This window comes from Xanthomonas sp. WCS2018Noco2-27, assembly GCF_031843525.1.
Classification (GTDB): domain Bacteria; phylum Pseudomonadota; class Gammaproteobacteria; order Xanthomonadales; family Xanthomonadaceae; genus Xanthomonas.
Window position 1 is genome coordinate 128919 of record NZ_JAVTIK010000013.1, and the last position, 21312, is coordinate 150230.

The 21312-nt window shown below is 67.1% G+C and carries 15 protein-coding genes; 8 read left to right on the forward strand and 7 right to left on the reverse strand.

The annotated features are described in order from the left end of the window. Positions 1-29: 29 nt before the first annotated feature. From RQH86_RS18440 to RQH86_RS18460, 5 genes are all read right to left on the reverse strand, one after another. A complete protein-coding gene (locus RQH86_RS18440) occupies positions 30-2201 on the reverse strand; it encodes an FUSC family protein (protein ID WP_311239229.1) in 2172 nt (723 codons plus the stop codon). Continuing rightward, entirely contained in the window at positions 2198-3658 is a 1461-nt protein-coding gene (locus RQH86_RS18445; protein ID WP_311239230.1) for an efflux transporter outer membrane subunit, read from the reverse strand. The genes RQH86_RS18440 and RQH86_RS18445 overlap by 4 nt, the downstream gene beginning before the upstream one ends. Continuing rightward, on the reverse strand, positions 3655-4578 hold the full coding sequence (locus tag RQH86_RS18450; protein WP_311239231.1) for an efflux RND transporter periplasmic adaptor subunit: 924 nt from the start codon (positions 4576-4578) through the stop codon (positions 3655-3657). Before RQH86_RS18450 ends, RQH86_RS18445 begins: the two co-directional genes overlap by 4 nt. Then, positions 4575-4793, reverse strand: a complete 219-nt coding sequence (locus tag RQH86_RS18455; RefSeq protein ID WP_074052590.1) for a DUF1656 domain-containing protein — start codon at positions 4791-4793, stop codon at positions 4575-4577. Before RQH86_RS18455 ends, RQH86_RS18450 begins: the two co-directional genes overlap by 4 nt. A gap of 101 nt (positions 4794-4894) precedes the next feature. Next, positions 4895-5350 carry a MarR family winged helix-turn-helix transcriptional regulator gene (locus RQH86_RS18460; RefSeq protein WP_115514728.1) on the reverse strand — a complete coding sequence of 152 codons (456 nt, stop codon included), beginning with the start codon at positions 5348-5350 and terminating at the stop codon, positions 4895-4897. A gap of 130 nt (positions 5351-5480) precedes the next feature. Between RQH86_RS18460 and folE the strand changes: the two genes are divergently transcribed. Genes folE through RQH86_RS18475 form a run of 3 tightly spaced genes read left to right on the forward strand, consistent with a single transcriptional unit; the run spans position 5481 to position 8263 of the window. Beyond that, the gene (gene folE / locus RQH86_RS18465) at positions 5481-6083 is read left to right on the forward strand and encodes a GTP cyclohydrolase I FolE (RefSeq protein ID WP_055852376.1); all 603 of its coding nucleotides are present in this window, start codon (positions 5481-5483) and stop codon (positions 6081-6083) included. A 19-nt stretch (positions 6084-6102) separates the two neighbouring features. Continuing rightward, positions 6103-7572: a DUF3375 domain-containing protein gene (locus RQH86_RS18470; protein WP_311239232.1), complete on the forward strand. Its 1470-nt coding sequence runs from the start codon at positions 6103-6105 to the stop codon at positions 7570-7572. Beyond that, complete coding sequence (locus RQH86_RS18475; RefSeq protein ID WP_311239233.1) at positions 7559-8263, forward strand: DUF4194 domain-containing protein; 705 nt, start codon at positions 7559-7561, stop codon at positions 8261-8263. The genes RQH86_RS18470 and RQH86_RS18475 overlap by 14 nt, the downstream gene beginning before the upstream one ends. 495 nt (positions 8264-8758) lie before the next feature. Here the strand turns inward: RQH86_RS18475 and RQH86_RS18480 are convergent, their stop codons facing one another. Further along, positions 8759-8992 carry a hypothetical protein gene (locus RQH86_RS18480; RefSeq protein ID WP_311239245.1) on the reverse strand — a complete coding sequence of 78 codons (234 nt, stop codon included), beginning with the start codon at positions 8990-8992 and terminating at the stop codon, positions 8759-8761. Positions 8993-9357: 365 nt separating this feature from the next. Here RQH86_RS18480 and RQH86_RS18485 point away from each other — a divergent pair, with 365 nt between their 5' ends. Next, positions 9358-13362, forward strand: coding sequence for an SbcC/MukB-like Walker B domain-containing protein (locus RQH86_RS18485; RefSeq protein ID WP_311239234.1), 4005 nt, complete (start codon positions 9358-9360; stop codon positions 13360-13362). Positions 13363-13967: 605 nt separating this feature from the next. Next, positions 13968-16028 carry a TonB-dependent siderophore receptor gene (locus RQH86_RS18490; RefSeq protein WP_311239235.1) on the forward strand — a complete coding sequence of 687 codons (2061 nt, stop codon included), beginning with the start codon at positions 13968-13970 and terminating at the stop codon, positions 16026-16028. Positions 16029-16053: 25 nt separating this feature from the next. On the opposite strand, the gene RQH86_RS18495 is transcribed toward RQH86_RS18490, so the two are convergent. Continuing rightward, entirely contained in the window at positions 16054-16827 is a 774-nt protein-coding gene (locus tag RQH86_RS18495) for a TSUP family transporter (RefSeq protein ID WP_193552549.1), read from the reverse strand. Between the two features lie 270 nt (positions 16828-17097). Here RQH86_RS18495 and RQH86_RS18500 point away from each other — a divergent pair, with 270 nt between their 5' ends. The 3 genes from RQH86_RS18500 (at position 17098) to RQH86_RS18510 (ending at position 20996) form a co-directional block, all read left to right on the forward strand. Further along, complete coding sequence (locus tag RQH86_RS18500; RefSeq protein WP_115560721.1) at positions 17098-17487, forward strand: YchJ family protein; 390 nt, start codon at positions 17098-17100, stop codon at positions 17485-17487. An 803-nt stretch (positions 17488-18290) separates the two neighbouring features. Continuing rightward, complete coding sequence (locus RQH86_RS18505; protein WP_115526474.1) at positions 18291-18497, forward strand: hypothetical protein; 207 nt, start codon at positions 18291-18293, stop codon at positions 18495-18497. Between the two features lie 336 nt (positions 18498-18833). Next, the gene (locus tag RQH86_RS18510) at positions 18834-20996 is read left to right on the forward strand and encodes a lytic murein transglycosylase (protein WP_311239236.1); all 2163 of its coding nucleotides are present in this window, start codon (positions 18834-18836) and stop codon (positions 20994-20996) included. Positions 20997-21312: the final 316 nt, after the last annotated feature.

The window sequence follows — 21312 nt, forward strand, 5'->3', positions numbered from 1 at the left end:
ATGCGCGCCAGTGGCGCGCAGGCAGTGCCTTATCGCCCCGCAGGGAGAGGGGCTAAGGGCGGACGAGTACCGACGTGCCCATGGGTTTGCGGTGCCATCTCGGCAAACACGCTGTAACGCAGGCCGATCAAGCCCAGCAGCGCGTCATCGCGATGCGTCCCCGCCGGCACCTTGCCCACGCGCGCCAGCGAGGCATCCAGCCGCGCACGCAAGGCATCCGGTGCAGGCAATGGGCGCTTGTGCGCGATCTGTTGCCGGTAGTGCGCAGCGACGTCGGCCAGGATGGTGTCCAGCGCGTCCACGCTCGATGGCGGCAAGCCGTGCCGTGCGCTGCGCAGCTGCAGGATGTTCAAACCCACGCGTACTTCGCTGAGCATATCCATCGATGCCAGGTCGCTGCCTTCCGGCGCCAAGGCCAACCTGGGCGCGAGCAAGCCGAGCAGATCCAGCATGCGTGCGGCGAACTGGTGGCGGTCCTGCGCGCCATGGCCATCGGCGGCATCGGCCAGCGTGCGCCAACCCTGGCGGACCAGGCGACGCGCGCTCCATTCGGTGCCGACCGAGCGGAACACCTTTGTGAGCACCACCGCGAATCCAATCCCCAGCACCATCGCCACGGCGGCATTGACGAAGCTCTGGATGTTGGCGTTGTAGGTGTTCTGCAGGCTGAGCAGGGCGGTGAGATTCACCACCAGCGGCAGCGCGATCAACATGCTCCTGGGCCGATGCAGCAAGGCGCCGATCGGCAGAAACACCGCCGCCAACAGCAGCACCAACATCGGGAAGTCGTGGATCGCAGGGAAGATACCGAACAGGTAAATACCTGCGACCACGCTGGCAACCACCGCCCAGGTCAGGAACGACACCATGCTGGGTGCGGGGTCGTCCTGCGCGGCAAAGAACGCGGCTGTGACCGCAGCCATCATCGCGCCGTTGCCACCGCCCTCCCAACCGATGCCGATCCACAACACGCAGTACGCCAGCAGCGCAAAGCCAGCGCTGAGCGCGGAAAACGCCGCCATGCCGAAGTCGATGTGGCGCGCGCTGCTGGCAGGGATGCCTGCATCGGCGGTCTGGGGTCGCGAGATGCCCAGACGCTGCAGCAGCGAGGGTCGCAGGCGCGAACGCGCACCGGCATCGCCTTGCGCAGCGCCCATCGATTCGGCTGTTGCAGGCTGTCTTGCCGCCGGCAGCGCGGTGCCCCGCACCAGCGCCTGTTCCAGTGCGCGGCAGTCTTGCCAGAGGTCGAGCAATTCTTCCAGGCGCAGCAGCAAGCTCGCCAGTAGCAGATGCTCGATGTCCTGATCGACCACCGGGCGCAGCGCGGCGATGCGTGCGCGCAACGCGTCGACATCGGCATCGCTGCCTGCGTCCTCGCGCTGATCCACCCAACCGGCGACGTCGTCCAGCAGCGCCTTGAGTGCGGGCGGCTGTGCAGACCCGTCGCGCTGCAATGCATCCAGCCGATCGGCGATCGACGACAGCACCGGCAGCAGCATCAGCATGCGCGCGCGCAGCTGCTCCATCGCCGGCGCCGCACTGGCATGCCGCGGGTCGTCGTGACGGACGAAGGCGATCAAGGCCTCGAACTGCACCAGGTCTGCCGCCAGCCGGTTACGCGGCGTGTGCGAGTCGCCACGCTGCAGCACTTGCCGGCACCATTGCGCAGCGTCCTGCATCCAGCCGCCGATGCGTGCGGTGACCATCGGCCGCACCGAAGCGGGGAACACCAGCGAGGCAAACAGCACCGCCATCACCGTGCCCAATACGATCTCTTCGCTGCGCGCCACCACGGTGTCGAAGATGCCTTCCGGCGCAGTCACCGCAGGAAAGCCGATAAACGCAGTGGTGTAGCCGGCCAGCAAAAACGCATAGCCGCGCGGGCCGCGATTGAGCAGCGCCAGAAACAGGCAGGCCGACAACCACAAGGCCATCGCCGCGCTCAGCAGTAGCGGCGTTTCGACCAGATTCGGCAGCATCACCAAGGTGGCCGCGCCGGCCAGCACGGTGCCGAGCACGCGGTACACGCCCTTGGCGCGGGTGGGGCCGAGCAGCGGTTGCGAGACGATATAGACCGTGGCCATCGCCCAATACGGCCGCGACAGATTGCCGGCTAGCGCTACGTACAACGCGGCGATCGAGGCGGCAAAGGTCTTGACCGAAAACAGCCAGGCCTGGCGATCGCGCAGCAGTGCGTTCATGGCGCGGCAGTGGCAGCGGTGGCGTCGCTACGGGCGTCGGTATTCCAACCGCCGCCCAGCGCCAGAAACAGCTGGAGTTGATCCTGCGACACCTGCGCCTGCGCAGTGGCCAGGGTCATGTCGGCGGTGGCCAGGGTGCGCTCGGCATCCAGGCTGGACAGATACGGGGTGCGCCCGCCTTGATATAGCCGGCGGTTCTGCGCCGACGCCAATTCGGCCTGTTGCTGCGCCTGTTCCAACAGATGCAGGCGGTCCAGATCCTGCGCGTAGTGCGAGAGTGTGGTCTGCACCTCGCGCAGCGCCTGCAGCACTGTGTTGTCGAACTGCGCCAGCGCGGCATCGGCGCCGGCTTCGGTGGCGCGCACGCGGGCACGCGCACCGCTGGACGGTAGCGTCCACGAAATCAGCGGGCCGAACGACCAGGCATGCGTGGCCGGCTCACCGAAATCCGCCAGCAGGCCGGTGGCGCCGATCGAACCGCCCAGGCGGATATCCGGATACAGCTCGGCGGTGGCCACGCCGATACGCGCGGTGGCCGCGGCCAACCGCCGCTCGGCCTGGCGCACGTCCGGGCGACGGGCCAGCAAGCTGCGGCCATCGCCAATCGGAATGGGTTGCTGCAAGGCCGGCGCATGCGCGCAGCGGTCGACACCGGCAGGCACTTCGCCGGGCGTTTTGCCGAGTAAAGCGGCCAGTTGATAACCGGCTGCCTGGCGGCGCGCGCGCAGCGGCGGCAGGGCGGCTTGCAGCATCGCCACCTGCGCCGTGGCGCGGGCCAGATCCGGTGGCGTGCCACGTCCGGCGGCGATCAAACGTTGGGTGATCTCGCGGCTGCGCTGCTGCAATTGCAGCGAATGCTCGGCCACATGCAGCTCGTGGTTGGCATGGCAGATCTCCACATAACTGCCGGCGACCTGCGCGGCTACATTGACACGGGCCAGATCGATCGCGGCCTGCGCCACCTGCGTATCGGCGTGCGCAGCCTCGGCGCCGCGTTGCAGCTTGCCGAACAGGTCGAACTGGTACGACACGCCAAACTTGCCATCGGCCAGGTTGAACACCGGCAGCTTTTCTTCCTGCAGGAAGGCTTCGGCCGACACCTGCGCGCGGCTGACGCCGGCTTCCACCTCGTAATCGAAGCCGCCGGCGTCCATGGCCTGTTCGTACACCGCTGCGGCACGGCGCAGGTTGGCGCTGGCGACCTTCAACGCGACGTTGTCGCGCAGCGCCTGTTCGACCAGGCCATCGAGCATCGGGTCCTGATATAGCGCCCACCAGCGTGCCGGCAGCGGCGCGCCGGGCTGCACCTGGTCGTTGTCGGTGTCCAGAAACGCCGCGTTGGCGGCCGGCCGCTGGTAGGCGGACTGGTCGGGCAGCGCGTAATTGGGGCCGACCGTGCTGCACGCGGCCAGCACGGTGACGGCGGCGCTCAGAGCGAGCAGACGCAGGCGCTTCATGGCGCGGCCTTTGCCTGCACATGCGCAGGCGAGCCAGCAGACGGCGCTGGTGCGGCATCGGGCAGGATCGTCACCGTGGCAGTGCGCCCGGCAATCAGCTGCACGTGCGTAGGCACCTGATCCAGCGCAATGCGCACCGGGATGCGCTGCGCCAGCCGCACCCAATCGAACGCCGGGGTGACATTGGGCAGCGCGCCGGCGCTACCGCTGCGATAGCGGTCTTCGATGCCGGCAGCGATGCTCTGCACATGCCCGTGCAGGGTCACCGGCTCGCCCATCAGGCGCACGTCCACGCGCTGGCCCGCATGCACGCCATGCAGGCGGGTTTCTTCGAAATAGCCATCGACGCGGAACGAGCCGGTATCCAGCACCGCCACCACCGGGCGCCCGGCGCTGACGTAATCGCCCACGCGCACGGTGCGGTCGCTGACATGGCCATCGGCCGGGCTGCGCACCTGCGTGCGGTCCAGATTGAGCTGGGCCAGATCCACCGCCGACTGCGCGGTGGCCACGGCGGCCTGCGCCTTTTGCACATTCGAGCGGCGCACCTCGGCATCTTCAGCCGCCACCAGGTCTTGCAGGCTGCGGTCGCGCGCAATCTCGCGGCGCAACTGGGTCAGCGTGGCCTGGCGCTCGGCCAGCGCGGCTTGCGCCTGTTCCAGCGCAATCGCATAGCGAGCGCGGTCCACCACAAACAGCAGCTGGCCGCGCGTGACCGCCTGGTTGTCGTCCACCGCCACCGATTCCACCAGCCCGGACACGTCCGGCGCCACCTGCACCACATCGGCGCCCACATGCGCATCGCGCGTCCATGGCGCGTCCATGTAGTACCGCCACAACTGCTGCAGCACCAGCGCGGCCACCACCACCATTGCCAGGGTCAGCAGCGCCGGCCCCGCGATCTTGATCAACTTTTTCACGATTGCATCCAACGGGTAAGGAAAAACAGGCCGCCCAACAGCGCGATGTACAGCGCCAGGTTGAACAGCGCCGGATGCCAGACATGGCGATACGCACCGGCGCGGGTCAGCAGCGCGCCGATGGCGCTGTTGAGCAGGTAGGCCAGCGTCATCAACGCCAGCAAGGTGGGAACGAACACACCGTAGAGACTGAATTCGCCGTACATCGGGCACATCCTGGGAAAGGGAAACAACCACGCCCGGCGCAGCGCAGCACGCGCGCCAGGGCCTGCGGAACGTCACAACCGGCGTCGCAGGACGACGCCTGACAGCTGACTCAGTCGGGCTGACTCAGCCGCGCATGCGCCTGCGCGATCTGCTCCCACAGCGTCAGCACCGTCTGCACCTGCGCTTCGCTGAGCGCGCCGAAGACCTCGGCGCGCAGCGCATCCAGGCGGATCTCGATGCGCCCGACCAGCGCCTGGCCTGCGTCGGTGAGCCACAGCTGGTTGGCGCGGCGGTCGCTGCTGTCTGCCTCGCGGCGCACCAGCGCCTGCGCGCAGAGCTTGTCGAGCAGGCGCACCAGCGAGGGGCCTTCCATGCCCAGCTGCTGTGCCAGCGCCACCTGCCGGATACCGCCGCCGGAGCGTCCGATCATCAGCAGCGGGCCGGTGCAGGCGCTGGACAGGCCGAATTCGGCAAAGGCCTGGTCGGCCAGCCGCTGCCACTGGCGGGCGGCGACCAACAGGCCGGAGCTGAGCTGGGCGCGGGGAGAGAGAGTGCTAAGCGTCATAATAGTTAGGATGCTATCAATTCAACAATGAATCAATAATCACTGAACCCGGCCCAGCGGCCACAACCGCCACTGGGGCCGCCGGCCCGTCCTCGGGTACCATGCTCGCCCCCTTTGGGTGCACCTGCGCATGAGCCAGTCCGACCAGCCCGATTCCTCCGTTACCCAGGCCCAAGCCGAAGATGCCGTGCGCACCCTGCTGCGCTGGGCCGGCGAAGATCCGGCCCGCGAAGGCCTGTTGGATACCCCGCGCCGTGTCGCCGAAGCCTATGGCGACTGGTTCAGCGGCTACCGCGAAGAACCGCGCGAATACCTGGAACGCACCTTCGAGGAAGTCGCCGGCTACGACGAACTGATCGTGCTGCGCGATATTTCCTACGAAAGCCATTGCGAGCACCACATGGCGCCGATCATCGGCAAGGTGCACGTCGGCTACCTGCCCAGCGGCAAGGTGGTTGGCATCAGCAAGCTGGCCCGCGTGGTGGAAAGCTACGCGCGCCGCTTCCAGGTGCAGGAAAAGATGACCGCGCAGATCGCTCAGTGCATCCAGGACGTGCTGCAACCGCGCGGCGTCGGCGTGGTGGTCGAAGGCTCGCACGAGTGCATGACCACCCGCGGCATCCACAAGCGCGGCGTCAGCATGGTGACGTCCAAGATGCTGGGCAGCTTCCGCGAAGACGCGCGCACCCGCGCCGAATTCCTGCAGTTCCTCGAAGTAGGCGGCAAGCGTTGAGGCAGCCCCTGCAGTCGCCATGAAGCACCAGGCACGGATTGCCGGCTACCGCCAGTTGCGCGACCAGCCGGCGTGGAAATTGCTCGCCGCCGATCACGCCCCGGAGCTGATCGGCCTGCTGCAGACCCTGTTACTGGACGGCGAGCGCCGGCTGCCGTCGGCGGTGCTGCATGCGCGCCTGCAGCGTCAGCTCGATGCATTGCGCGGCGATGAACTCTCGCGCGAGTTGCCGCGCACCGCGCAGGCGTATCTGGCGCATTGGCTCTCGCAAGGTTGGCTGGAACGGCGCCTGCCCGAAGGCGCGGCCGAAGAGGACTACGAACTCTCGCGTGCGGCCACCCAGGCCATCCGCTTCATCGCCGGCCTGCGCGAGAGCGGCAGCAGCGCCACCGAAAGCCGGTTGTCGCTGGTGATCGAGCAACTGGTGCAACTGGCCGGCCAGACCGAGGCCGACCCGGCCACGCGCCTGGCTGCGCTGCGCGAAGAACGCGACCGTATCGATGCCGAGATCGAGCGCGTAGCGGCCGGCCGCGTTGCGGCACTGGACGGTAAGCGCGCGCTGGAGCGCACCCGCGACCTGATCCATCTGGCCGACGAACTGGCCGAAGACTTCCACCGCGTGCGCGATGACTTCGAGCAGCTCAACCGCCAGTTCCGCGAGCGCATCATCGATGACGAAGGCGCGCGCGGCGATGTGCTGGAGCAGTTGTTCAGCGGCGTGGACGTGATTGCCGACAGCGAGGCCGGGCGCACCTTCGAGGCGTTCTGGAGCCTGCTCAACGACACCCAGCAGAGCAGCCAGCTGGACAACGCGCTGGACGCGCTGCTCGCACGCGGCTTCGCACGCAAGCTGGACCGCCGCGAACGCACCTTCCTGCGTGGGCTCACCGGCACGCTGCTGGAGCGCGGCGGCGAGGTGCACACGGTGATGCAGCACTTCGCGCGCAGCCTGCGCGGGTTCGTGCAGAGCCGCGGCTATCTGGAACAGCGCCGCCTCAATCAATTGCTCAAGCAGGCGCAGGGCGAAGCCCTGCAGCTGCGCGACAGCCTGCACGCCACCGCCGCCACCGGCTACACGCAGGCGCTGAGCGCCAGCCGCCTGCGCTCGCTGTCGCAGTGGCGGCTGCACGATCCACGGCTCACCCAGGTCGATGGCCGCGTGTATGCCGCCGACGCGGCAGAGATCTCGCTGGACAGCGTGGGCGACCTGGTCGCGCAATCGGAAATCGATCTGCGCACCCTGCGCAACGATCTGTACGTGCTGCTTGGGCAACAGCCGCGGCTCACCATCGGCGATGCCTTGCAGCAACGCCCGGCCGCGCAGGGGCTTGGCAGCGTGATCGGCTATCTGTCGCTGGGCACGCGCCATGGCGTGGTGATCGACGGCCACATGGAAATGGTGCAATGGGAAGGCGGCGACGGCATCTTGCGGCGCGCGCGCATTCCCTTGGTGTGGTTTACCCGGGAGAAACGCAATGAACTGGTCTGAGCAGGCCCCGCTGGATGCGGACGACGACAACGACGACGCCCGCGATGCCGCATTGACGCTGCCGGCGAGCGATGCCGTCAACGCCGCGCCCGGTGGCGCACTGTTTCTGGGCGACACCGGCACGCTGCCGTTCGATGCACGCCGTGCGCTGTGTCAGCTGTTGGCTGGTCCCAGCATCGACGCGCAACGGCACGGCAGCTTGTGGCCGGCGCTGCTGCGCAACGAAGCGGCAGTGCGCCAGGTGTTGTGCGAGCTCTTTCTGCAGCTGGTGCTGGACCGCGAAGGCGGGGTGGCGTTCACCCGTCAGGCCGACACCGCCGAACTGGAATCGCCCAGCTTGCTGCGCAGCGCGCCGCTGACCTTCATCGAGTCGGTGCTGCTGCTGTTCCTGCGCCAGCAACTGGCCGAGGCCGATACGCGCGGCGAACGCGCGGTGGTGGACGAGACGCAGCTGGTGGAGGCGTTGTCGGTGTATGAAAAGAACGTGTCCACCGACAAGGCCGGGTTCACGCGGCGGGTGATGACGGCGATCGGCAAGATGCGCGACAACCAGTTGCTGTCGCGGTTGCGCGGCAGCGAGGAGCGTTATGAGGTGTCACCGGTGTTGAAGCTGTTGTTCTCGGCGGAGGATGTGCAGGCGTTGGTGGTGGCGTATCGGGAGTTGCGAGAGGGGGAGGTTGCGTTGGAGTGATGCCGTTTGCGCCTGGGACGCCACCTTCCTTCTCCCTCCGGGAGAAGGTGCCCGAAGGGCGGATGAGGGTGCGGTGTCAGGTGGTGTGTGGTGCTGTGCGGATTGTTTCTGCACCTGGGATGGCATCTTCCTTCTCCCATCGGGAGAAGGTGCCCGAAGGGCGGATGAGGGTGCGGTGTCAGGTGGTGTGTGGTGTTGTGCGGGTTGTTTCTGCACCTGGGATGGCATCTCCCTTCTCCCATCGGGAGAAGGTGCCCGAAGGGCGGATGAGGGTGCGGTGTCAGGTGGTGTGTGGTGTTGTGCGGGTTGATTGATGTTTGGCTATGAGCGGGTAGGGCAAGAGCTTTCACGCCCTTGCGGGCGCGAGTCACTTTTCTTTGCTTGTGCAAAGAAAAGTAACCAAAAGAAAGCACACCCCGTCCTCGCGCCCTCCGCGCCAAGGCGCTGCGGGTGCGCAAGGCCGGCAGAAATTTTTGTAAGGGACATCCGTGTCCCTTACAAAAACGTCGCGCATCCATGCGCGCCGCCCTGCGGGTTGTATCTGCCGGCCTTGCCGCTGCGGTATGGGGCCCCGACTGCAAACTGCGCAAGCAACGGCAACGGCAACGGCAACGGCAACAGCAACAACAGCAACAACAGCAACAACAACAACAACAGCAACAACAGCAACAACAGCAACAACAACAGCAACAACAACAGCAACAACAACAGCAACAACAGCAGCAACAAGCGGGGCCTGTATCTGCAACACAATACTGGAAGCAGCAAAGCAGCAAAGCAGCAAAGCAGTCATGAAGAAACGAAGAAGGAGCAATGGGCGCGCGATCGGCCGATGTTGAAAGGTGAGTGGTGAGTGGCGCAGGTGTTCGACAATCCGCAGCGGTTGTCGCGCTCGTCCGACTTTCACCGCAATTGGTTCAAGCACCACGCTGTTGTAGGAGCGACCTTGGTCGCGAAGCCGTCCCCTTGCCCCATCCGTATTCCTGCCTAACTCCTACCCACCCGCATTCCGTACCACCGCCCCACAAAAATGCGTCACCGTTCGTAATGGTCTGTCCTTGGTGTCCCTGTCGTTCTGTTTTGGTGAGTGAGCAATGAATTCCCAGTCCAACCTGTCGCCGGCGTCGCCGGGTGCTTCCTTGTTTGCCGAGACGCTGGCCGAGCAGCGTGCGCAGCAGTTCCGCATGCGGCGCTTGCAGGTGCATAACTGGGGCACGTTCAACGGGTTGACCGAGGTGCCGATCGCCGAGAAGGGCTTTCTGTTCGTCGGGCGCTCGGGTTCGGGCAAGTCCACCTTGCTGGATGCGATGTCGGCATTGCTGACGCCACCGAGCATCGTGGATTTCAACGCGGCCGCGCGCGAGGCCGAGCGCAGTGGGCGCGACCGCAGCCTGGTGTCGTACGTGCGCGGTGCGTGGGCCGATCAGCAGGACAGCGCCTCCGGCGAGATCGCCACCCAGTACCTGCGCAAGGGCGCGACCTGGACGGCGCTGCTGCTGGAATACCGCAACGCGCAGGGCGAGGCGGTGAGCCTGATTCGGCTGTTCTGGATCGCCGGTAGCGGCAATGCCGCGGCCGATGTGCGCCGCCACTACATGGTGGCCCCGCGCAGCTTCGATGTGGCCAGCGAACTGGATGGCTTCGACCTGGACCTGCGCAAGCTCAAGGCGCGTCTGGGCGAGGACGTGGCGCATTTCGACGGCTTTGCCGGCTATGCCGAACGCTTCCGGCATGCGCTGGGCATCAGCAACGAGATGGCGCTGCGTCTGCTGCACAAGACCCAGTCGGCCAAGAATCTGGGCGATCTCAATGCCTTCCTGCGCGGGTTCATGCTGGATGAGCCGCGCACCTTCGAGGCCGCCGACCGGCTGGTGGAGGATTTTGCCGAGCTCGATGGCGCGCACCACGCCGTGGTCACCGCGCGGCGCCAGGTGGAAACGCTCAGCCCGGCACGCGCGCACCATGCCGCGCTGATGGACCTGCGCCGCAGCGTCGGTGAGCTGCGTGAGCTGCAGCTGGGCGTGGACAGTTACCGCGAGCAGCAACGCGTCGCCTTGCTGCAGGCGCGCCTGCTGGAGCTAGACAGCCAGGACCGCGGCCTGGCCGGCGAAGAAGGCCAGCGCCGCGAATCGCTGGACAACCACGAGCAGAAACTGGCCGGGCTGGAGCGCGAGCAACGCGCCGCCGGTGGCGAGCAGATCGAAGAACTCGAACGCGAGCGTGTGCGGGTGGAGCGCGAGCGCGACGAGCGCCTGCGCCGCCGCGCGCAGATCGAACAGGCCTGCCGCCAGCTCGGCACTGCGCTGGCAGCCGGTGCCAGCGGCTTTGCCGCGCAGGTGGCGCACGCCCAGAGCGTGCTCGATGGCGGCAAACAGCACGCCAGCGCGCTGGACGAGGCCATTGCCGAGCGCATGGGAGAGCGTCGCGACGACGAGCGCCGCTTTGCGGACATCCGTAACGAACTCGATGCGCTGAAGAAGGCGCCGTCCAGCCTGCCCGCACCGATGCAGGCACTGCGCGCGCGCTTGTGCGAAGACACCGGCATCGCCGAATCCGCGCTGCCCTTCGTCGGCGAGCTGTTGCAGGTGCGCGCGGACCAGGTGGCCTGGCGCGGCGCGATCGAACGCGTGCTGCACGGCTTTGCGCAGTCGTTGCTGGTGGACGAGCGGCATTACGCGCAGGTCAGCGAATGGGTCAACCGCACCCACATCGGCACGCGCCTGGTGTACTTCCGCGTGCGTCGCAACGACGAACTGCATTCGCGGCGGGTCGATCCCGATGCGCTGCCCGGCAAGCTGCAACTGCGCGAGCACGCCTTCACCGACTGGCTGCGCAACGAGCTGACTCGCCGCTTCGATTACGCCTGCGTGGACAACGCCGCCGCGCTGCGCAATGCCGACCGCGCCATCACCCGCGAAGGGCAGGTCAAGCATCCCGGCGATCGCTATGAAAAGGACGACCGCCACGCCGTCAACGACCGCAAACGCTGGCTGCTGGGGCACGACAACCGCGACAAGCTCAAGGTGTTCGAACGCGAAGCGCAGGCGCTCGCGCAGCGCATCGCGAGCTGCGAAGCCGACGTGGCCGCACTGCGCAAGCAACGCGAGCAGGACCAGGAAAAACAGCTGGCCGCGCACACGCTGGTGGAGCGCGACTGGGACGAGATCGACGTCGGCCCCAAGCTGCAACGCCTGACCGATATCGACGAACAACTGCAGCAACTGCGCGAAGGCGACAGCGGCCTGCGTGCCTTGGGCCAGGCCATCGAGACTGCGCGTACCCTGCGCGATCAGGCCAAGCGCACCTTCGAGGACGTGCGCCTGGAACGCGCACAGCTGGCGCGCGAGCGCGTCCGCCTGGAGCAGCAGCAGGCCGGCGGCGCAGGCCGTGCCGGCACCGCCGCGCTCACTCCCACCCAGTTGCAGGGCCTGCACGAACGCCTGGCCGCGCTGGCACCGCTGTCGCTGGACAACCTGGAAGCGCACTTCCGCGTGGTTGAACGCGGCCTGGCCGAGCAGCTGGCCGAAAGCCAGGGCCGCGACAGCCGGCTCAGCGCGCAGTTGCTCGAATGCTTCCGCCGCTACTGCCAGCAGTGGCCCGAAGACAGCGGCGACTTCACCGTGAGCCTGTCCAGCGCCGACGATTTCCTCGCGCGCCTGGACCGGCTGGAAAGCGACGGCCTGCCGCGTCACGAGCACCGCTTCTTCGATTTGCTGCAAACCCAGAGCAAGAACAACCTGCTCGCCCTGCAACGCCACACCGCCGAAGCCCACAAGGGCATCAAGCAGCGCATGGACGAAGTCAACGCCAGCCTGGAGCAGGTGCCGTTCAACCGCGACACCATTCTGACCATCGAGGTCAGCGACCGTCGCCTGGCCGAGGTGCAGGAATTTCAGCAGCAGCTGCGCGCCGTGCTGTCGCATCAGCAGACCGAAGACCGTGCGCTGGCCGAGGCGCAGTTCGCCACCTTGCGCACCTTGGTGGCGCGTCTGGGCGCGCAGGAACCGGAGGCGCGACGTTGGCGCGAACAGGTGCTGGATGTGCGCCTGCATGTGGAATTCATCGGCGTGGAGCTGGACGCGCAGAGCCGTGCGCAGGTGGAGATCTACCGCAGCGGCGCCGGCAAGTCCGGCGGCCAGCGGCAGAAACTGGCGACTACCTGCCTGGCGGCAGCGCTGCGCTATCAACTCGGCGGCGAAGATGGCGAACTGCCGCGCTATTGCGCGGTGGTGCTGGACGAAGCCTTCGACAAGGCCGACAACGAATTCACCGCGCTGGCGATGAACATCTTCGAAAACTTCGGCTTCCAGATGGTGGTGGCCACGCCGCTGAAATCGGTGATGACGCTGGAGCCGTTCATCGGTGGCGCATGCTTTGTGGAAATCAGTGGCCGCCACAACTCCGGCGTGTTGCTGATCGAGTACGACGAACAGGCGCAGCGGCTGAAATTGCCCGAGCGCTCGCGTGGCGAGGAACCCGCGGCCTCGCAGGCCGAGCCGCCAACCACAGCGGCGCAGCAACGCCACGTAGCGGCGGTGAGCGATGCACCGTCAGACCATGAGGCAGACGAGCAGGCGACAGCGGGCGCGGCGATCGCTGCACCAACTGAAGCCGTAGTCGCGGCAGCGACGCGTCGTGGCAAGGGCAAGCCGGCCACTGCAGCGACTTCTTCCGCGCCGGTGTCTGCACCCCGCAGCACGCGTGCGGCAGGCCCAACGCGCACGGCAGCCACGGCAGACGGCGCTGCATCAGCCAAGCGCACATCGGCGGTGTCGGGCGCACGCCGCACCCAGGCTGCAACGCCGGGCAAGTTGCCCAAGGCCGCTGCAAAACCCGCTGCCAAGCCGGCGCTCAAGCGCCCAGCTGCCGCTGCCAAGCCTGCCGCCAAGTCGACATCTGCTGCTGCAGCTACAGCTCGCACCGTCAAACCGACGTCCAGCCCCGCGCGTGCCGCCAAGGCGCCAGCAGGCGCAGCCAAGGTCGCCTCATCGGGACGCATGTCAGGCAAGCAGGCCGCAACGCCTGCGTCAGCGGCATCCACCAAGCCGCGGCCCGCACCGGCGCGTGGTGCGGCATCGAAGGCACGCAGCAAACGCTGAGTGCCCAACGCGGCTGTGCCGTGGGAGCCGCCGTCCGACGCGGCGTCACGGCTCGCTACCGCCGATGCAGGCATGCAGACACGGCGCTGGCGGCGACGAGCGACACGCTGCGCGGCGTAGGGCTGCTCAGGTGTTGCCTTCGTCGGTAGACGGCAGCCCACGTGTCGACTGCGTCGTTCTCTCAAGCGATGACGTCGCCCGAGCGCTGCGACACATGCGGAAGGCTCCGCCTGCACACACGTCATTGAAAAAGAGGCACCGTTGCGAACGTAGATGTCGGCGCTTTTGTCCGACGTGCAAACACCGAAGGTGCACCTCGCTCAAATGACGGTAACCGGCAAGGCAAACCGCACAGCGCGCTGTGCCTGCCGCCAGCTGGACCGAAAAATCCGTGTCTGCCCAGGCCAACGCGCCGCCCGCCGCGTCGCAACGCCGGAGTGCGCGGGCTACCTGCGCGCCAGCATGCAGCTGTTTGCATGGTCAAACGTGCGGCGGACAACCGACCACCTAGCGCAGGCACACTCCACACTCGCAGATAAGAATCGTTATCATTGCGGACCCTGATGTGTTCGCCACCGCGCACATCGCTCCCGCTGAAGATGTCGATGACCCCACGCCCCCTGCCGCGCCCGTTGTTGTTGGTGTCCCTGTTTGCCGCATTGCCGGCCGCCGCGCAGGAGGCCAGCCTGCTCGATGCCATCGTGGTGAGCGAGCGACGCGCCTTGTACCGCCCGGAAAAAGCCGCCGGCGCCACCCGCACGCAGACGCCGGTGGAGCGCATCCCGCAGGCGATCCAGGTGGTGCCGCGTTCGGTGATCGACGAGCAGCAACTCACCCGGTTGGTCGATGTGGTGGCCAATGTGTCCAATGTGCAGCCCGGCGGTACCCAGGGCAATCGCTCGGAAACCTTCGTCATTCGCGGCTTCGAAGCGTCGTCGTATGCGGTCGACGGCATCCTGCTCAACCCGGCGCAGAACTTCACCGAGACCGTGCGCGACCTGGCCAATGTCGCCCAGGTGGAAGTGCTCAAAGGGCCTGCGGCGGTGTTGTACGGGCGCGGCGAGCCCGGCGGGGTGATCAATCTGGTCACGCTGCGGCCGGACGACACGTTCGGCGGCAACGCGTCGCTGCAGGTGGCCGAACATGGCTTGCGCCGCGTGCAGTCCAGCATCACCGGCCCGCTGAGTCCCACGCTGTCTGCCCGCGTCAGCGCCGCCGCGCAGCAGACCGGCAGCTTCCGCGCTGCGCAGGCCGATGGCGACCGCGTCTTCGTCTCGCCCTCGCTGGCATGGCGGCCCACTGCGCAGCTGCGTGCCGATCTGGATCTGGACTACACCCGCCAGACCAGCCCGGGCGATCGCGGTCTGGTCGTCATCGATGGGGTGGTGCGTGGCCCGGCAGAGCGCAGTTTCGGTGAGCCGTGGTCGCGCAATCGCGGCACCTCGCGCACTGCGCGCGGCCGTATCGAATATGACGCGAATGAGTGGCTGACGCTGCGTCAGATCCTCAATCACCAGGACGGTGACAGCGGCCGCGACGTGGCCGACTTCACCGGTTTCAGCGCCGACCGTGCGTTTGTGCAACGTCGCGCCGTGCGTCAGGAGCAGCAGGTGCGCGCCACCACCTCGCAGACCGAAGCGTTGGCCCGTTTCGATACCGGCCCGCTGCGCCATCAGGTGCTGGCCGGCGCCGAATACGTCGATGCGCATCGCCACACCGACGAGGCCCGCGCGCCGTTGGCGCGCATCAGTGTGAGCAATCCGGTGCAGGGCGCACTGCCGGGCCGCTATGTGCCGGCGCGGCAGATCGAGGTCGATGCGCGCTACGCCGCTTTGTACGTGCAGGATCAGATCAGCATCGGGCAGCGCTGGGACGTGCTGGCCGGCGTGCGTTGGGACGACGTGCAGCAGGCCACCGTCGACAACGGCGCGCGTACCCGCGAAGACGGCCGCCGCGCCTCGCCGCGTGTGGGTGTGGTGTGGAAGGCCGCGCCGCAGCTGTCGCTGTATGCGAATACATCGACGTCGTTTCGCCCGCGTAGCGCCACGCTGTTTGCCGGCGGCAGCGCACCGCCGGAGACCGGCCGCCAGTACGAGATCGGCCTGAAAAGCGCGCTGCTGGACAACCGCGTGCTCGCCACTGCTGCGGCATTCCAGATCACCAAGGACAACGTCGCCACCAGCGACCCGGACAACAGCGGCTTTGTGCTGGTCACCGGCCAGCAGCGCGTGCGCGGCGTCGAGCTGGACATCACCGGCGAGCTCACCCAACACTGGCGGATGATTCTCGGCGCCGGCTATCTGGATGCGCAGGTCACCCGCGACAACGTGATTCCGGTCGGTAATCGCCTGCGCGGTGTGCCGCGCGTCAGCGCCAGCTTGTGGAGTACTTACCATGTGGCCACCGGTCCGTTGTACGGCCTGACCCTGGGCGCCGGTGCGGTGCATGTCGGCGAGCGCGAGGGCGACTTGAACAACAGCTACCGCATTGCCGGCTACACGCGCTTCGATGCCTCGGCGGCGTACCGTTTCGGCGTCCGTTATCAACTGGCGTTGATGCTGCGCAATGTCGCCAATCGTTTTTACATCGAGCAACCAGTGACGCAGACAACCAACTATCCGGGTGCACCGCGCACGCTGTCGGCGACGTTGAGCATGGAGTTTTAGAAAGGCGAGGACATCTGCAGCGTAATCAGTGCAGCAGGTCCCAGCCCATCTTGCCGATCAGCACCACCACCAGCACCAGGAATAACTTGCGGATCAACGGCGTGCCACCGCGCAATGCCATCCGCGTGCCGGCCACCGCGCCGGCCACGTTCGCCACCGCCATCGGAATGCCCAGCGCCAGCATCACTTGGCCGCTGGGCAAAAAGAACGACAGCGCTGCCAGGTTGGTGGCCAGGTTCACTACCTTGGCCGCCGCCGAAGCGCGCAGAAAATCCAGCCCGAAGAAGCGAATGAACAAGAAGATCAAAAAGCTCCCCGTGCCCGGACCGAAGAACCCATCGTAAAACCCAATCGCCGCGCCCATCGCCAAGGCGGTGATCAACTCGCGTCGACCGATCTCGCGCGGCCGATGCAGCGCGCCGAAATCCTTCTTGATCAGCGTGTAGATCAACATCGCGATCAGCAACAGCAAAATCAGCGGCCGCACCGCCTGCTTGGGCAACAGGCTGACCGCCGTCGCGCCCAGAAACGAAAACGTAAACGCCGCCGCAGTGGCATACAGCACCGGCCGCCACGGAAAGCGCACAGTGCGCGCATACCGCCACGCCGACGCCCCGGTGCCGAACATCGCGCTGAACTTGTTGGTGCCCAGGATCAGCGACGGCGCCTGCTGCGGCAAGGTCGCAAACAATCCCGGCAACTGGATCAACCCGCCGCCACCCACCGCGGCATCCACCAACCCGGCAACAAATGCAATGCACAGCAGCCACGGCAACTCGGTGGGAATCAGTTCCAGCACAACGGCGCTCCGCACGACGGGGGCGACAGCATAGCGAGTGCACTGACGGCATGCGCCGCAGTGACAGCTAACGGAACGGCGGCGGTCGTAGCAGGATCAGGCGTAGTAGCGATAGCAGTAGCAGTATTTAACTCCGCAGACCGCTCATTACATATGGACTCTGCCGCCTACCGCCTACCGCCTACCGCCTACCGCCTACCGATCACCGATCACCGATCACCGATCGCCAAAATCCCGAATCCCGAATCCCCAATCAAGCACAATCCCTCCATGGCGAACTCTGCATCTACCGATCCCTGTCCCTGCGGCCGCCCCGCCGACTACGCGCGCTGCTGCGGGCTCTACCACGCCGGTGCCGCTGCGCCGGATGCCGAAACCTTGATGCGCTCGCGCTACAGCGCTTATGTGCGCCGCGATGTCGACTACCTGTTGGCCAGCTGGCACCCGTCCACGCGCCCGGCCGAACTGTCGCTGGACGAAGGCGGTCGCACCACCTGGCTCGGCCTGACCATCCAGCGCACCAGCGTCACCGGCGAGGACACCGCCGAGGTGGTGTTCTTGGCCCGCTACCGCATCGGCGGCGGCAGCGCGGTGCGCATGACCGAACACAGCCGCTTCGTCCGCGAAGACGGCCGCTGGTATTACCTCGACGCCCGCTGAGTGCCGCCAGCGGTGCTGCAGTCCGCACAACGTGCTGGCCGTTTCCGTTGCCAGCAGTGGCTGATCGTCCAACTGTGCGGAACACCGCGCGTACATCCGTGTTCCGACATCTGCCCTCGCTAAGCGCCGCCAGCGGTGCTGCAGTCCGCACAACGTGCTGGCTGGTCTGTCGGCAACTGTGGTTGATCAACCCACCGTGCGAACGACCACGCACGCATCCGTGCTTCGACACTTGTCGCAATGACGGAGCAAAGGGCGACGTAAAAGACGTGCAGCCGCTTCAATCGACCACCGCAAGCGCAGCCGCGCGCAACCATGTCTCAGACAGAGACAATTAAAACCCTTCTCCCATCGGGAGAAGGTGCCCAACGGGCGGATGAGGGTGCGTCCTCTGGCGCAATCGCTCCTCGACCCAGGCCAATCCCCCAAATCCTCATAGGTGAGGACCATCCCTGCCTGCCGCCCTTCGTGTTTGATGTCTTCCAACCAGCCAGCCGCCGCCCCCAACCAGCACCATCGGGAATGCAGCGCGGTAGATAACCTTCAGCGAGCCATCGTTCCGTAAGGGGACCGCGCTCAGAACCGAAGCGGACGCCTGATCCAGGCGAGTACCGAGCACCATCCGCGCCCGCCTGGTAGCTGCGCAGCCGTGATTGGTATGCGCCATGCCATGCAGCACCTCCACCATCGCCGCCTCACCCGACCAACGGCGCCCATCGCGCCACTTTGTCGACACAGCGTTCGCAGCCGATCCGGGAAGCTTGCCGCGCGGCGAAGCTCGCCGCGGGGGGCGGACAGCGATCATGGCAACCTTCAACTTCTGGCAATGGGCGCTGACGGCCTTGGTGGTCTTTGCAATCGTGTTGCCGGCGTTGCTGGCCACGTGCATGGTCCGTTTTGGGCCTCGCCACGATGCGCCGCGACGCGCACGCCTGCGCCGCGTTGTCGAGACCGGCGCCTCCACGCCAGCGCTGTCGCTGCTGAGCGGCATCACCGGCGACGGCAGCTGACGCGTCAACGCTGATGCCCGCGTTACCCCAGCTGCAATCGCAAGCCGGCCAGCGCCAGCACACTCCGGATTCAAGCGGTTGACTGGCGAACAACGCGATACCGAGTGTGTGCCGTTCAAGGACGGCAGCAGACACCGGGCGCCAGCCCGCAGCCGCTGAGCCAACGCACCGCCCACTCATCCATCGCGCCCGCACCGCGGCGCGCGGTAACCATTGCGTCACGCCGGAGCCGCCGCTTGCACGCCTCAACCCAGCCAGGTTGGCTATCCTTCCGGATCGATTCGCGACTGGAGCGCTCTACCGCATGACGTTCGTCCACCCGCCGGCCACCGCGCCATGACGCCTACCCGGCGCGCCTTGCCGCTGTTGATGGCCTTGCTGCCGCTGGTCGCCTGCGCCGACCCGGCCTTCGACCGTTGCCTGGCCGGGTTGCAGACCCAGGCCGCCGCCAAGGGCGTGGACGCCGCCACTTTCCAGCGTTTTACCGCCGGGTTGGCGCCCGATCCCAGCGTGTTGCCGCTGTTGGACGCGCAACCGGAGTTCACCACGCCCATCTGGGACTACCTCGCCAGCCTGGTCGACAGCCAGCGCGTCACCGACGGCCAGGCCATGCTGGTCACCCACCACGACTTGCTCACCCGCCTGTCCGAGCAGACCGGCGTCGACCCGGCCACCATCGTGGCGGTCTGGGGCGTGGAGAGCGACTACGGCCGCGTCACCGGCAAGCGCCCGCTGCTGGTTTCGCTGGCCACGCTGTCGTGCGCAGGCCGCCGCCAGCCGTTCTTTCGCGGCGAATTCCTCGCGTTGCTCAGCCTGTTGCAGCAGGGCGATCTGTCGCCGGATGGCTTGACCGGCTCGTGGGCCGGCGCGTTCGGGCAGACCCAGTTCATGCCCTCGACCTATGCGCGGATTGCGGTGGACGGCGACGGTGACGGCCGCCGCAATCTTGTCGCCAGCATTCCCGATGCGCTGGCCTCCACCGCCAACTATCTGGTCAAGGCCGGCTGGGAACGCGCCCGCCCCTGGGGGATGGAAGTCACCCTGCCGCGCGGCTTCGATGTCAGCAAGGTCGGCCGCACCCGCCGCCAACCCTTGCAGACCTGGCAGGCTGCCGGCCTGCTCGGCACCGACGGCAAGCCGCTGGCCCCGACCGGCCTACCAGGCGAGACGCCGGCCGCCTTGCTGCTACCGGCTGGTGCCACCGGCCCGGCCTTTTTGGTGTTCCGCAACTACGACGCGATCTACGCCTACAACGCTGCCGAAAGCTACGCGCTGTCGATCGCGCTGCTGGCCGACCGCCTGCGCGGCGGCCCCGGCCTGGTTGCCGCCTGGCCCACCGACGACCCCGGTCTGGGCCGTCCGGAACGCCGCGACCTGCAACAGTTGCTGCTCGCCCGCGGCTACCAGATCGGCGAAGCCGACGGCATGGTCGGCAGCGCCACCCGCCGCGCCATCCAGGTCGAGCAGACCCGGCTGGGCCTGCAGCCCGCCGACGGCCGCCCCGGCCAGCGCATCCTCACCGCTTTGCGTGCCGCGCCGCCGCTCACCGGCATGGCCGCCGTGCGCGGCACCGCTTTCAAACTGCCGGCCGCGTACCCCGCATTCGCCCAATCTCCCATCGTCCACAAGGCATCCCCCATGTCCGACACCACCGGCCTCACCACAGGCGACTTCCACGGCTTCCCCTCGCTGCTGATCGACACCCCGTTCTCCACTGCCGCCATCAGCCTGTTCGGCGGCCAGTTGCTGTCGTTCGTGCCCAAGGGCGGCCAGGACGTGATGTGGCTGTCGCCGCTCGCCAAGCAGCCGCCCACCCCGATCCGCGGCGGCGCGCCGGTGTGCTGGCCGTACTTCGGCCGCCAGGACCAGACCGGCGAGGTGCCCGCGCACGGGTTTGTGCGCACCGTGCCGTGGCAACTCACCGAGAGCCATCGCGAAGACGACGGCACCGTGGTGCTCACGCTCACTCCGCCGGCCTTCGACGACCTGGCGCTGCGCCTGCGCATGACCCTGCGCATCGGTCGCACCCTCGAACAACGCCTGATCACCGAAAACACCAGCGGCGCCCCGGTGCGCTTCACCCAGGCGCTGCACAACTACTTCCGCGTCGGCGACGCGCTCAAGGTCAGCGTGCAGGGCCTGGATGGCCTGGACTATCTCGATAAATACGAGAACTACGCCACTGCGCATCGCCAGCAAGGCGACTGGAGCCTGCGCGACCCGCGCGATCCCGGCCGCAGCGACCGCATCTACACCAACGCCGGCGGCCGCTACACCCTCACCGACCCGGTGCTCGGCCGCCGCATCGTCATCGCCACACAGGGCAGCCGCTCGCTGGTGGCCTGGAACCCGGGCGAGGAGGCCGGCAAGAAAATGGCCGACGTGGGCGAAGGTTGGCGCGACTACGTCTGCCTGGAAGCGGCCAACGCCGGCCCGGACGTGATCGAACTGGCCCCCGGCGCCAGCCACACCCTGACCCAGACCATCAGCGTCGAATAACCTGTTGGCCTGCGCCGCAGCCGGTGTGGCGCGGGTCCACCCAGCCGGCTGCACAGATTGTCTATAGGGGGCGGTGGGCGAGGGCTGGCGCGACTGCTCGTCAACGGATGTTGAGCGTTGATGTGGCCTCCATTCGATCCGGCTGAGCGTTGCGACGGCGCGCGCGCTGTCTGATCGCCGCGCAGTTCCTTTGATTGGAACCTGCATGAAGGACGCAGCGGCCGAAGGGCAGCAGAGCCAGAGAGCAAGGTGGAACGGGTTGGAGACGCACTGCAGCCGCACCACACGCAGCCGCCGCACCCTCACCCCAACCCCT